Origin of the sequence: uncultured Granulicatella sp. (assembly GCF_963528315.1) — a bacterium.
Lineage (GTDB): Bacteria > Bacillota > Bacilli > Lactobacillales > Aerococcaceae > Granulicatella.
This window is the reverse complement of record NZ_CAURVV010000012.1, coordinates 16,877-31,444: the sequence shown is the minus strand read 5'-3', so window position 1 is coordinate 31,444 and position 14,568 is coordinate 16,877. Positions and strand designations below refer to the sequence as shown.

Genomic DNA, 14,568 nt, shown 5'->3' with positions numbered 1-14,568 from the left:
AATCATACACAAACAAACCCTATTCTGTCAATAAAAATCCACGAATTAGATACATTTGTCCTCCTTAAGAAAACACTTCTTTTTCACTGCTTTTGAGAGGAAGAAAACTCTTCCCTCCCTCTATTTACAAAATGATTTCTTCATCTAATAAAGATTTCAATCCTTCAGGAAGATGATGAGTTACCCAAAGAATGGTTAAATTTTCTTCTTGCAATAAAGAGTGCATGATTTCAGTTCCAGTTTGAACATCTAAATTCGCTGTCACTTCATCTAATAATAACACTTGAGGATTTCTCACAAGCGCTCTTGCTAGAGAAATACGTTGTAATTGTCCTCCTGACAATGTTGAGGAAGTATCTCCTATCATTGTATCTAAACCTTGAGGTAATTGTTCCACGATGGATTTCAGCAATACCTGATCTAGTACATTCCAAATTTTCTCATCCGATATTTCTTCTTGGAAAACAATGTTCTCACGAATACTTCCTTGGAAAATATGAGGATTTTGTTCCACATAAGTAACGGAATCGTATAGTTTTGAATAGGGAATGGTATTTAATTCTTTTTGATATAGAGTTACATTCCCATGATATCCTTCGATTTTTCCTCCTAAAATATTAAGCAAAGTAGATTTTCCTGTTCCACTTTCTCCCATAATGACATATTTATGGTTTTTGAATAAGGTTTTACTAAAAGGTTTCAACACGATAGCATCTCCATAAGCAAACTGAAGATTTTCTATGTTGTATAATACTTCTGCATTATCAAGTGTTTCTACTGCATTCTCCTCTGATCGTGCTGAAGGCGTTAATGTATGAATTTTTTCAAATAATGGTTTGGCACTAGTAACCATCGCTAATTCTTGACTCATATTTCCAACGGCATTGAAAATAGTTCCTGCTAAACTTGTCGTTGCCAAAATAGCCCCTACAGTTACAATTCCCTTAGTCACTAAATATCCTGTAAATAAAAAAATGGAAATTTGACTAAGGACATTCCCAAAGCCACCTAAAACTGCTACTTTTGCAAAAGATTTACTATAATTTCTTCGAGTAAATCCCAATTGTTCAGAAGCTTGATGAATTTTTTCTTTAAAATATTTCCATTGTTGAAACACAAAAATTGTATCGTACGCTAATAATACATCAGAAATAATTTGATTCAATCGTTCATTTTCCTTGGTTTTATGCACGGTTTTCTTAGATAGTTCTTTAGCATAAACCTTCGGCAATAGAAGTAAAACACCAATTTCAACCATCACAACAACGACTAAACTCCAATGAATACTCCATAACCCAATCGTTGAAAATACGATTCCTAAAATTCCCCTTAACAAGGAAAAACTTGGATTGACTGCCATTTCTTGAATTTGATCCATATCACTTGTAAACCAAGCAATATAATCATGATTCTTCTTTTGATGAAAATGACCATAAGATGTATTGGAAATAGCTTCACTCACTTCATCTCTCCAAATCGTTGCAATTTTTTGCTTTACAAAGGAGCGATAACGAAGATCCATATACGTTACTACTAGAAAAACAGCATATACCGCTACTAGTAATAATGCTCCCATTCCGAATTGATGAAAATCCAAATCCACCAGAGAATTTAATAAGTCTGCATGGATAAAGCTTGTCCATAACTCTAATCCCTCTAAGCTACAAAAGATGATGAAAATAGTTATGAGTTGTAATGTTAACTTTCGAATCATGTCATACTCCCCTTAAAAAAACGAATGTTTACTTACAGTATACTTTCCCCATAAATACTTTGAAAAATATCATCCTATAGTTGGATTTATTCTATTTCACACAAAACACACTCTAAATATTCTCGATATTGAGAAGCCTTCTTCACTTCCTTTAAATTCTTAAAAACATCAATCATCTTCAAACACTCTTGTTCCCCTTTTTCTACATAACCTTGATAAATGTGAAGAATCCCTTGCAAATAGTTGAAACGAATTTTCTCGTAATAAAATTCTTCATCTTGTAATACCTCTATTAAATACTTTTCTACTTGGCTAGCTTCAGATGAATTTGCTTCAATATCTTCTAAAAAAATATTTAATAAAATACGACACAACATTCGTTTATGCATCATGTCCTGTTTTCCTAAACGAGCTTTTCTAAAGATAGAATCTATATATAAATGTGTTTCTTTAGTGGAAAGACAAAAAACAATATTCCCGAATAATTCCCATTCATAATCTCCCCATTCTTCTACTTCAAATAAATAGGATTGAATCACTCTTTTTTGCTTCACCTCAAGATTGTTACCTTGTAAATACTGTAGATGAGCTTCCACCAAAATTTGATTATGAAGATGTCGTCTATTTCTATCAGCTTGAAATAATTGTTTTTCTTCCGCTTTTAAAATTTCCAATAAATAAACGTCTTTTTGACTTTTAAAAGTGTCTAATTTTTGTAGGAATTCCTTTTGAGAATGTTTTGAAGTCACTAATTGTTCGAATTCATCTAAGGAGACATTTAATCGTTCCAACAAATTCAAAAAAATTTCACTCGTTATTTTACTTTCTCCTCTTTCAAACTTCGATAAAAAGTTTTTACTTAAAATACCTTCCGCTAACTCTTTTTGAGTTAAATGCTTTTCTTGTCTGATTTTTTTAATAAATTCTCCATGTCCCATAACTTCTCCCCCAAGTCATCCTATAAGATTACTTTTTACACAATAATTTAGTTTTTATTATAATCATTTTTAAAAAGGAGTAAAGAATATGACAGAAAAAATCATTGAGAATTCAACAAAAAATCCAAAACCACGCCCAAACTTATCCGAAATTATACAATCTCTAAAATAAAAACTATCGAGTTCAGTTACCCGATAGTTTCTTTTAGTTTAAATCTATAGTTTTATATATTTTGTAGAACGACCATTTCCTACTTGTTGTATCTTTTCTAAATCCTGTAATTCTTTTAGAGCTCGTTCAATTGTTCTTTGTGAAATATCTGGGCAAAGAATCATAATATCCTTTTTAGAAAGTGGCGATAAAGATTTTTGAATTACTGTTAATACTCTTTCGGGAGATGTTAATTGTTTTTCTCCTATTAATCTAAATCTATCATCACATTCTTTATATGCTTTCAAGATAACACCTAGCATATATTTGATAAATGGCAATTCATCGTTTTCTCCAGTATGCCATTTTTCACTTGAATGTTGTAATTCTTCATAATAAGACTCTTTTGTTTCCTCAATCAGCATTTCTATACTAATATACCGCCCTACAAAATATCCAAATTTATAGAGTAATAATAATGTTAAAATTCTACTCATTCTTCCATTTCCATCATCAAACGGATGAATACATAGGAAATCATGAATGAGCGCTGGAATTAAAATAAGTGGAGGAACATTTTCCTTTATCGCTTCGTTATAAGCCTTCACCATTTCATCAACATACATTTCTGTTTCAAAACTACTAACTGGTTGAAATCGAACTTTTTGATTTCCAAAAGCATCTACTTCTATAATACTATTATCCAATTTCTTAAACTTCCCGTTATGATTCACGAAAGAATAAGAATACAACTGATTATGCAGTGTTAAAATATCATTTTTATTAAACTCGATATAATCATAATTTTCATGAATTAGATCAAGCACATGCCTATATCCTGCAATTTCTTCTTCATTTCTATTTTGAGGCTCTGCCTTTTGATTCATCAATTCCTTCAGTCTTGCATCATTTGTATAAATCCCTTCAATCGCATTAGAGGATTTTGTACTTTGAATTTTAGCAACATCCACCATTTTTTCCAGTACATCCGGATAGTTTTCTACATAAAGCTCTTGTTTTCCTTTATATTCATGAATTTTAGCAATATGATGATAAATATTTACAGGTATAGATAATTCCATCAGTTTTAAATAATTAAATTGTCTCAAAATATCCCCTCCATCTTTTTCTACGCCATTATATCACATTTGGCGTAGAAAAACTATGAATGGCGAGATTAATCTACGCCATTTTTAACGTTTTGGCTATGAAAATTTAGCGATGGCGAGATTAGCATCTATAAACACAAAAAAACTACCGAGCTCGTTGACCCGATAGTTACGATATATTATTCTTCTGTTTCTTCTTCGTTTTCTTCTTGTTCGTACGCTTCTACTTCTTCTGGAGTTAGTAAGTGAACATGAATACGACGAATTCTTCCATTTTCTACTAATGTTGGTTTTAATAAGACATTCTCGTTACGAACTTCTACCACTTCGTCATCTTCTGGGAAATATCCTAAGTCTTCTAAAATAATTCCCGCCATTGTGTCCACTTCATCTGAATCAATCGTTGTCTGGAATGTTTGATTGAATTTTTCTAATGTCATTCCCGCATCAATTAAGAAATTCTTCTCATCAATTTCACGGTAACTCATTTCTTCCACATCATACTCATCTTCAATTTCACCGACAATTTCTTCGATTAAGTCTTCCAATGTTACGACACCTTCGACTCCACCGTATTCATCTTTTAAAATCGCCATATGTTGACGTGTTTTTCTAAATTCGACTAATAAATCATCTACGAAAATCGTTGACGGAACAAATAATGGCTGATGCGCTAAATCCATTAATTGGATTTGATCGAAACCTTGTTCTTTTGCCGCTCTTAAAACATCTTTAGAGTGTAAAACTCCAATGACATTATCTTTATCTTCTTCATAAATTGGGAAACGTGAATAAGAACTACTTAAAATGATTTCGATATTTTCTGCTAAATCATCTTCCACATCAAGCATTAATGTGTCCGTTCTTGGTACCATCACTTCTCTAGCTAGTTTTGAATCAAGAGATAAAACTCCTTGAAGCATTGTAAATTCTTCTTTATCAATCGCTCCATCATTACGACTATTCGCTAGAAGAGATTTCATTTCACTACGCGTTAATTTTTCTTGCTCATTATTAAATTCAATTGGTGTCATTCGTTTTAAAATACCCGTTGAAACGGTTAAAATCCATACAAATGGTTTGGAAACTTTTTTAACAAATAAAATAATTCCTGCCGTATGTAAGGCAATCGGTTCCGCCAATTGTAAAGCAACTTGTTTTGGATACAATTCCCCAAACACTAATGTTAAATAAGATAAGATGATAGTCACAATCAAAATTGCTAATGTTTCTGCACCCGGTACATTCTCCAATAATGGTTGAATACGTGAAGCAAAACTTGTTGCTGCAGAAGCACTTGAGAAGAATCCTGCTAACGTAATCGCTACTTGAATCGTTGCTAAAAATTCATCCGAATTTTCTAATAAACGCATCACTCGTTGCGCCTTCTTATCTCCTTCACTCGCTTTTTGACTCATCTTTCCTTGATTGACCGATACAAAAGCAATTTCCGCTGCTGCAAAAAATGCATTTATGGCAGTTAATAGTACAATAATTAAAATCTGGATTCCCAGCGAACTCCCATCAGAATCTGCTGTCATCATTCAGTTATCCCCTTTACTTTGTTAATTTTTTAAAAATATACAAATATCATACTCACTTTTGCGTGAAAATGCAAGATATGTCCATCATATAGAGATTTTTGCCCCCTATTTTAATAAATTTCTCGTTACTTTTTAATCAAAAAGTGGTATTATCAATAATGAAAACGTGTCTATATTTTACAAAACACGAAAATTGATTTCAAGAAAGGGGCATGTCTATGCTATTAAAATCACTTGTTATTCCGAAAAAGAGTTTAACGGTTGTTAAAGAATCTTGTACTCTTGAAGAAGCGATTGTTATTTTAGAAAACTCTGGATATCGTTGCGTTCCAGTTTTAGATGAAACAGAAACTTTCTTCCGTGGAAATATTTATAAAATGCACATCTATCGTCATAAAGCAAATGGGGGCGATATGAGCTTACCGGTTACTCATTTAATTAAAAATACTACGAAATTTATCAATATTACGAGTTCGTTCTTCAAAGTGTTCTTTACGATTAAAGAATTACCTTATATTGCGGTGTTAGATGATTCTCAACATTTTTATGGTATTTTAACGCATAGTAGTTTATTAAATATGCTTCAAGAATCTTGGAGTGTGAATAATGGTTCTTATGTTTTAACGATTATTTCTGGTGGTGAAAAGGGTTCGTTAGCTCAAATTTCTAAGATTATTAATCAATATGCTTCTATTGCCAATGTGATGACATTAGATACGGAAAGAGATCGTACACTTCGTCGTCTGTTAATTACGCTTCCAGCGGGAGTTTCAAACGAAACATTGAATCAAATTATTGCAGCGCTAGAGAAAAAAGACTTCTCAATTGCTGAAGTGGAAGATTTGAACGACTACTAAAAACAAAAATAAAAACAGAAAAAGTCTACGCTTTTGTAGCTAGGGACGCCAGCAGCTTCGCTTTGCGAATCTCATGGCTAAAAATTGAGCCTCGGTCTCAATTTTTCCCGTACCATAAGCCCCTGTGGCTTATAGTACCAAAGCTACAGCGCTCCAACTTTTTCTGTTTTTATTTTTTTGTCCCTTTACTCTTTTCATCCGTAATAAAATTTTCTTCTGTTAATCTTAGTAATTTTTATATACAATAATCCATGAAAGAAATCCTCCTTTGATTGGTTTTGGTCGACTTAATCATAATCTGGATTTCTCTTTTTTGCATATAAAAAATCCTGTCGGTGATTTCTCACCAACAGGATTTGTCAAATAACCTAAAAATTAGAGTTAACTAATTATCCTTTGAGGTGTTTCTATTACGTTTTTATTTCGAGAACTAAACGAATTATAATAATAAATTTGGAGTATAGATATTATTCACTTCGTAATGATTCAACTGGATCTTTCTTCGCGGCGATACGTGAAGGGATAAGACCAGCTAACATGGTAAGGATAATTGAGATACCGATAAGGATAAGTGCTGCAGACAACGGTAATTGTGCCACATTCTTAACTTTTGCTATTTTCTCAACAATCGCATTAATTGGGAAAACAGCAAGTACTGTAATTCCGATACCGAGTAGCCCGGAAATAAATCCTTCGATGACGGTTTCGGCCGTGAAGATGCGACGGATGTCTTTCTTCGAAGCCCCCATTGCACGTAGAATTCCAATTTCTTTTGTACGTTCGAGAACCGAGATGTACGTGATAATCGCAATCATAATCGATGATACAATAAGCGAGATAGCCACGAAGCCAACAAGTACGGTTGTAATCACACCCACCATTGTCGTAATCGAAGACATGATGGTTTGAATATCGTCGGAGTAGGCGAGCACTTTGTCGTCTTCGCCGGCGTCTTTTTTCGCCGTGTTATAGGCGTTGATGAAGTCCTTTAACTCTTGTTTTTGTTGGAACGAAGATGTGTAGAACTCGATAGCAGCCGGTTTGGATTTGTCGATAACACCCAATTTCGCTAAGTTTTCCTCGTAAGTAGCAGCTGAGTTTTCGTTGTATTGTTGGATATATTGCGCTTGTTGTTCAGGCGTCAATTTTACCAACTGGATTTTTTCTTCTTCGGTTAAATTAGCTGAATTGAATGGTTTTGGATCTTTGGCAAATTCTTTTCCAGTAAATACATTGATGTTTGGGTTGACTTCTTGCTCTTTTACGATGTCACTATTTTGAATTTGCTCAGAAGTATAATCGATAAGAGCGCTTGTATAAGCCACACCACCAGAAGGAGTGTTCACACCAGAACTGGTGCCTTCTTTTTGACGAAGAACGCCGACAATTGTAAGATTGAGCCCATTCTCGATTTGCGTCTTCATATAGGCTTCGTCGTTAATTTTATTCATCCATTGGTTATTTTCTTTGGCGAATCTGTTCGTGTTCACAACGGCTTTGAATGTTTTTCCGATGAAATCACTATATTGATATATTTGTGATTTAAGTTCATCGAGTTTCTTCACATCGTTTAATTCGCTAGGGTCTTTAATGCGTAAGCTATAAAGGAGCAAGTCGCTAATTTGATTATCTTCATCCACTATAAGGACGATTTCAGATTTATCATTTGGAAGTCGACCTTCTAGCACGTCATATTGCGTATTAAGCATCTCCTCGTCGCTTGAAAGTTGGCTCCAGTAGTCAATATTTTGCAAGTAACCTTTAATCGTTTGGTTCGACGTGTCGATTTCTTCCGATAAGTTTGACGGAAGAATGCTCTTTGGACCGCTCGATGTATCACTAGCGTAAATGTACGGTTGTAAATTGTATTGGTAACGAATGTCTTTGGTAAGGGTTGCGACTTCGGATGCGTGTTCATCCAAGTAAGTCTTGAAAGGCGCGAGGTCGTTTTTCCCAATTTGTTTTTTCAATAAATTCGTCAACACCGTATTGACTCCGAGTTCGTTATTGTCTTTATAAGGTTTATCACTCAAATCCGGAGAGGTTGCAAGCAAATTACTGTGGTTCTGTTCTCTAATCGTCAGAGGAAGAGAAACGAGGGTGTCTTCTTGCACTTTCTTCACGTAGTTGCTCACACCGTTCGAAAGGGCCAGAATAAGGGCAATCCCGATAATCCCAATAGAACCGGCAAAGGCAGTCAGGAAGGTACGGCCCTTCTTCGTCAATAGGTTATTAAACGAGAGGGCTAGAGCTGTCATAAAGCTCATCTTCGTCTTCGTGAACTGAATATCGCCTTGTTTGGTTTCTTCGGTTGATTCGTATGGATTCGAGTCGCTTAAGATGTTTCCATCTAATACTTGTACGATACGAGTGGAGTACGCCTGTGCCAACTCTGGGTTATGCGTCACCATGATAACGAGACGTTCCTTGGCGATGTCTTTTAACAACTCCATGATTTGAAGTGAAGTCTCAGAATCAAGCGCTCCAGTCGGTTCATCGGCTAAAACGACTTTTGGATTATTGACAAGGGCACGTGCAATCGCGATTCGTTGCATTTGTCCCCCAGACATTTGGTTTGGTTTCTTATATAAATGATCTTTCAATCCAACTCGTTCTAGCGCTTCGATGGCACATTTCTTACGTTCTGCTTTAGAAACACCAGAGAGCGTCATCGCAATCTCGACGTTTGAGAGTGCCGTTTGGTGGCCGATAAGATTATAGGATTGGAAGACGAAACCAATTGTGTGGTTTCTGTAGCTATCCCAATCTCGGTCTTTAAATTGTTTTGTTGATTTTCCTTGGATAAGTAAATCACCCGATGTGTATTGGTCGAGTCCGCCGATGATATTTAATAGGGTGGTTTTCCCTGAACCCGATTGTCCGAGAATTGAGACGAACTCATTTTCACGGAAACGGATCGAGATATCTTTCAACGCGTGAAATTCTTGATTTCCAGTTTTATATATTTTTGAAATATGTTGTAACTGTAACATTGTCTAACTTCCTTTTAGTTTTTTATTAAGTCTAATAACATAATTTTTCTTCGTAACGATAGAGAATATTGCCTAAAATTATTACCTAGAAAAGTCATTCATCATTTATTTGCTAATTTTATATGAATACACTATAGTAATCCCAATCGTTAGCAATAAAACGCTACTTACAAGAATCATTGCTAATTGATTCGCCACAAATAATGAAATTAAAATAAAGATAATTCCACAAATCATACTCGCAAATCCGAAGAATCGTTGTGTTTTACGAAAAGCTTCATCATTATTCATAATCCAAGGCACACGGAATCCAAAGTGCTTGTTCATTTCTTTAATTTTAGGACTAACATTTCCAACGAATATCATAAATAACCCTATAAGAAATGCCATCAAACGTCCCATTTGGGATACCATACTATACCCTGTTAAAATTAAGAAAAATTGGAAAAAGGCGATAGCGTTAAACAATAGTAATGTTACTCTGAAAATATAACGGCTAATTTCCTTGTTATGACTTCCGACTAATTCTTTATAATCAATCCATTTGATCAAGCCAGATAATAATAAAATGAAAATTGGTAATATTAGAATCGTCCAACGGGAAGCTGTTGCGACAATATTGCCTTCTAAGTCAAAACGAGAAACGATTGTCTCAGGTGCATACCAAACAACGCATAAAGCAAGTAATATAGGTAAAAAAGTCAAAATGACATCTAATAAATAAATTTTTCTTTGTTCAACTAACATATTATTTTCCTCCAATAATTGAATTCATCCAAACAATTGCCTCTTCTAAAACTGTTAAATTTAATTCATAATAAATAAAGTTTTTTTCCTTTGTTTCATAAATTAAATTCGCCTGTTTTAACTTTTTTAAATGATACGACAATGCTTGCGGTGTGATTTGTAAGCTCTGTGCTAAGTCTCCAGTATTCATTCCTCCCTGTCGTAAAATTTCTAAAATCTTCCGACGGTTTTCATCCGATAATGCAGACAAAATATCATTTACAGACATATGATCATCTCTTTCTATTTAAAATTTTCTTTAAATAGATAATACTCCTTGTGAAATCAAAATGCAAGAATTATTTAAAAATATTTTTAAATAGATGTTTAAATTTTTTACAATAAAAAACGCCGGTATTTTTGAAGTGAATAAAAATGAAAATACTAATAGCCGTAGCATTGGAGAGATTCGCTTCGCGAAGCTGCTTGCGTCCATTGCTACAGCTATTCCAGTCTTTTTTCATTTTCAATCAACAGACTTCAAGGCCTCTAACATATCAACCTTTTTCAGCATATGGTTCACTAATATTCCTAGCACTGCTAAAATCAATAAGATAAAAATACACGGCCAAATATAAACATCCAAGCCGACTTGCGGATTGAACCGCACAAATGCAGGTGCCACCGCTTCAATAATCACACGATGCAATACCTTCCCCAACAATAGCCCTACTCCAATCCCAATCAAAGAAAGAACCATCGTTTCACGATAAATGTACAATGTCACCTCTCGATTCAAAAAGCCTAACACCTTAATCGTCGACAATTCTCGAATCCGCTCTGCCACATTAATCGTTGTTAAATTATATAAAATCACAATAGCTAACAGAACCGACACAATCGTTAATAAAATCATCACTCGACTCAATGAACCAACAATCGTTTCAATTCGATGAATCATAGAAGTATTTTGTATAACTGCCTTCACTCCATCTTGAGCTAATAATTGAGCAGACATCTTACGTACACTATCCGCATCTTTTTCTTTAAAGCTAACAAAGCTTGCGTTTTTTGTTAGTGTTTCTTGAGTTAACGTTTCATAAACCGTTGGCGACATGATCATAAAGTGGCCCGCATACATTTCAATAATGCCTGACACAACCATTTCTTTCGTAACACCGTCTTTAATCGGCAAACGAACCGTTTCTCCTTCGTGAACATTCAACAACTGCGCTAATTTTTTCGATAAAAACACTCCATCATTTGAAAGTGTCTTCGCTTGCTTCGTTTTCGCATCATACAACTGTAAATAACGACTTAACTCGGCTTCTTCTCCTACTAATACTGTCACTGATTGTTCTTCATGTACGCCAGGAATTTTAGTGGTAATCGTTTCACTATGTACATCACTATAATGCTCAATTTCTTTTGTTGCTAATAATTGGTTCAAGGCTTCTTGTTCTTTTCCCGTCATCACCGCTTCTTTGACAACAATAGCATCATACGTAATGATTTCCCCAAATTGACGTTGAGCAATGCCTGATAAGGAAGACAAAATTCCTCTTCCAGCAAATAATAAAGCGACCGAACCCGCTACTCCAAATATCGTCATCAACATTCGTTGTTTATAACGGAAAATATTTCGTGCTGTAACTTTTTGAGTAAAACTAAATCTCTTCCAAATAAACGGTATATACTCCAACCAAATTTTAGAACCCACACTCGGAGCTTTTGGTAATAGTAAACTTGCCGAACTTTCTTTTAATTCTCGATAAGCAATCCATACTGGTGGAATAACACTACACCCAATCGAACATAGTAAGGCTACAATCGTAATTCGCAAATTAAACAATAGCGAAATCGAAGGAAGAATCGTTTCTTTTAATAAAGTAACGCCTAATATACTTGGTAAAAAGTAAGTTCCTAAACCAATACCTAGTATTGTTCCAATCATCCCTGCACTAAAACCATAAAAGGCAAATTTCTTCATCACATCAAATGTACTATAACCTAGCGCTTTTAAAATGCCGGCATTCATTCGTTCTTCATTCACAAAACGAGTCATCGTTGTCACTGTCACCAAAGCTGCTACAGCATATAACACAACAGGAAATAAATTCGCTACAGAAATAATTCCATCTGCGGTAGACTTCATATTTAAATAGCCTTCACTGCCTAGCATAGTTGAGCGAGTATAAACAGAATAACGAGGTTTCGTTAGTTTTGAAGCTTTGACTTTTGCATCTTCTAAATCTGTTTCAGCTTGACTCATCTTTCCTTCAGCTTTTTCTTTTTCATCTGTATATTGGTTTTGTTTGTCAATAAGTTCTTGTTTTGCTTTCGCTATAGCTTCCTCACCAGCAGCAATTTGTCTTTTACCTTCTGCTAATGCCCTTTGTCCAGCATCTAGCGTATTTTGTTTAGACTGAATGATTGCTAATCCTTCTTGGTACTGTTTCAAGCCTTCTTGATAACTAGACCATCCGCTCTCATATTGCCTCATGCCTTGTTCATAAGCGGTAGTCCCAGCTTCTAATTTTTGTTTTTGTTGAAGGATTTTTTCTTGCATAGCAGATAATGCTGTTTGAGGAAGTCCTTTTTCTTTTTGAGCTTCTAATTGTTGCTCTGCTTCCGCTACTTTCTTTCTTCCTTCTTGCAAGGCACTATTTTGTTGATCCAACGTTTGTTTGGAGGTTTCTAACTGTATTCGATTAGCTTCCAGTAATTCAAACTGACTTTGTAAGTTTTGTTTTGCTTGTTGAATTTCTTGATTCCCTCTATTTAGAGAGCCCTGATTTTGTGCGAGTTCGTTTTGACTTCGAACTAATTTACCTTCTTGATTGGCTAATTGTTGTTTCCCATCTTCTAGCTTCGTTTTTCCCTCTTCTAGTTGATTTTTAGCTTGAGAAATTTGTTCTTCGCCCTCTTGGATTTTTCCATCTGCTTCCTCTTTTAAATCATTCAGCCTTACGGTTCCATTATCGGATAATTTTTCTTCGATAGATTGTTGAATCCCAACCACTTCATCTAAGTATTCCCTACTAAATGTTTTCAAATTACGTAAATTCGAATAACGTAAACGGGCAATTGTATAAACAGAGCTGTCAAAACTTTCTTGTAGAACAACTGCAAATCCTGATAAATCTCCACTTCCTGCAGTCGAGACTCCTTTACTATTTTTCGATAAAATTTCACTCGAATGAGCAAATCCCACAATTTTAAACTCGTGTTGTTTTAACAATGACGGAGACTTTACTTCATTTAAACTTATGAAATCCCCGATTTGATAATTTTTCGATAGCTGTTCATCTAATACCACTTCATCAAGATTACTTGGATAAGACCCACTCACTAATTCCACTTCCGATTGTTGAGCAGTCTTAGAAAATACTCGAATCGCTTGTGGGCTATCCTCTATTACAGTATCCACAAAATATCCAAATTCTACCTCTGCATTTTCTTCTTTTAAATCTTCTTGATCTTTTGGACTTAATCCATAATCTGCCAACACAAAAATATCCGCTGTATGATACTTCTCCAAATATTGGTGAACCGTTTCTTGAATATCCGGACCCGAAACTTTTAATCCTACTAATGCAAATGAACCAAGCATCATTAAACATAAGATTGATAAAAATCTTCCCTTCGATTCCTTCAATGAAGAAAGAATCGCTTTATTCAATATTTTTTTCTTCACGATTCTTCTCCTCTCAATATTCCAATTCCTCAATCGCTTGCGGAGATTCATTCAGTACAATACTTTTTACCCTAGCATCATGCATATGAATGACACGATTCGCTAATGGCGCTAATGCCGTATTATGGGTAACGATAATAACAGTTGCTCCATAATCTCTCGACATTTCTTGTAAAATCTTCAATACTTGCTTGCCTGTTTGATAATCTAATGCCCCTGTAGGCTCATCACAGAGTAAAATCTTCGGCTTTTTCGCAATCGCTCTAGCAATCGATACTCTTTGTTGTTCCCCACCCGATAATTGTGCAGGAAAATTATGAAGACGATGTCCTAAACCTACTGCTTCCAAAGCTTCTTCTGCGTCCCAAGCATCCTTCACAATTTCAGCAGCTAATTCTACATTTTCTTTTGCTGTTAAATTTGGTACTAAATTATAAAACTGAAACACAAAACCTACATCATCTCGACGATAATACGTTAATTGCTTCTCATCAAAGTTTGAAATATTGACACCATCAATCCATACTTCTCCTTCATCATTAGTGTCCATCCCCCCTAAAATATTTAGGACAGTGGATTTTCCTGCTCCGGATGCACCAAGAATAATGACGAATTCACCTTTCTCAATTTCAAAATTCACATCATGATTCGCAATAATTTCAGTTTCTCCTACTTGATATCGTTTAAAACTATTTTTTACTTGTATATATGTCATCACTTTTCCCTCTACTTATTAAATGAACAACGTGTTGATTATTGTTTAAATTTACTATATAATAGCGCTACAGAAATTTCAATGCGCAATTAGAAGCTGTGTGTTGATTTAAGAAGGATGAGAC

10 protein-coding genes are annotated in these 14,568 nt (G+C 34.7%); 1 reads left to right on the top strand and 9 read right to left on the bottom strand.

Annotated elements, in window-relative coordinates; genetic code table 11:
- Nucleotides 1–124: 124 nt before the first annotated feature.
- The 4 genes from RYK07_RS04445 to RYK07_RS04430 all read right to left on the bottom strand — a co-directional run bounded on the left by RYK07_RS04445 (nt 125) and on the right by RYK07_RS04430 (nt 5,456).
- The gene (locus RYK07_RS04445) at nt 125–1,714 is read right to left on the bottom strand and encodes an ABC transporter ATP-binding protein (protein WP_314852586.1); all 1,590 of its coding nucleotides are present in this window, start codon (nt 1,712–1,714) and stop codon (nt 125–127) included.
- Between the two features lie 86 nt (nt 1,715–1,800).
- Nucleotides 1,801–2,652: a helix-turn-helix domain-containing protein gene (locus RYK07_RS04440; RefSeq protein WP_314852585.1), complete on the bottom strand. Its 852-nt coding sequence runs from the start codon at nt 2,650–2,652 to the stop codon at nt 1,801–1,803.
- 216 nt (nt 2,653–2,868) lie between these two features.
- On the bottom strand, nt 2,869–3,912 hold the full coding sequence (locus RYK07_RS04435) for a Fic family protein (RefSeq protein WP_314852584.1): 1,044 nt from the start codon (nt 3,910–3,912) through the stop codon (nt 2,869–2,871).
- A 179-nt stretch (nt 3,913–4,091) separates the two neighbouring features.
- Nucleotides 4,092–5,456 carry a hemolysin family protein gene (locus RYK07_RS04430; protein WP_314852583.1) on the bottom strand — a complete coding sequence of 455 codons (1,365 nt, stop codon included), beginning with the start codon at nt 5,454–5,456 and terminating at the stop codon, nt 4,092–4,094.
- A 218-nt stretch (nt 5,457–5,674) separates the two neighbouring features.
- On the opposite strand from RYK07_RS04430, the gene cbpA reads away from it, so the two are divergent.
- A complete protein-coding gene (cbpA, locus tag RYK07_RS04425; RefSeq protein WP_314257272.1) occupies nt 5,675–6,313 on the top strand; it encodes a cyclic di-AMP binding protein CbpA in 639 nt (212 codons plus the stop codon).
- A gap of 467 nt (nt 6,314–6,780) precedes the next feature.
- Here cbpA and RYK07_RS04420 read toward each other — a convergent pair whose 3' ends face one another.
- The 5 genes from RYK07_RS04420 to RYK07_RS04400 all read right to left on the bottom strand — a co-directional run bounded on the left by RYK07_RS04420 (nt 6,781) and on the right by RYK07_RS04400 (nt 14,444).
- Nucleotides 6,781–9,306, bottom strand: coding sequence for an ABC transporter ATP-binding protein/permease (locus RYK07_RS04420; RefSeq protein WP_314852582.1), 2,526 nt, complete (start codon nt 9,304–9,306; stop codon nt 6,781–6,783).
- 105 nt (nt 9,307–9,411) lie between these two features.
- A complete protein-coding gene (locus RYK07_RS04415; protein WP_314852580.1) occupies nt 9,412–10,053 on the bottom strand; it encodes an SdpI family protein in 642 nt (213 codons plus the stop codon).
- 1 nt (nt 10,054) lies between these two features.
- Nucleotides 10,055–10,321: a metalloregulator ArsR/SmtB family transcription factor gene (locus tag RYK07_RS04410; RefSeq protein ID WP_314257266.1), complete on the bottom strand. Its 267-nt coding sequence runs from the start codon at nt 10,319–10,321 to the stop codon at nt 10,055–10,057.
- A 237-nt stretch (nt 10,322–10,558) separates the two neighbouring features.
- A complete protein-coding gene (locus RYK07_RS04405; protein WP_314852579.1) occupies nt 10,559–13,729 on the bottom strand; it encodes an FtsX-like permease family protein in 3,171 nt (1,056 codons plus the stop codon).
- A gap of 13 nt (nt 13,730–13,742) precedes the next feature.
- A complete protein-coding gene (locus RYK07_RS04400) occupies nt 13,743–14,444 on the bottom strand; it encodes an ABC transporter ATP-binding protein (RefSeq protein WP_314680107.1) in 702 nt (233 codons plus the stop codon).
- Between the last annotated feature and the right edge of the window lie 124 nt (nt 14,445–14,568).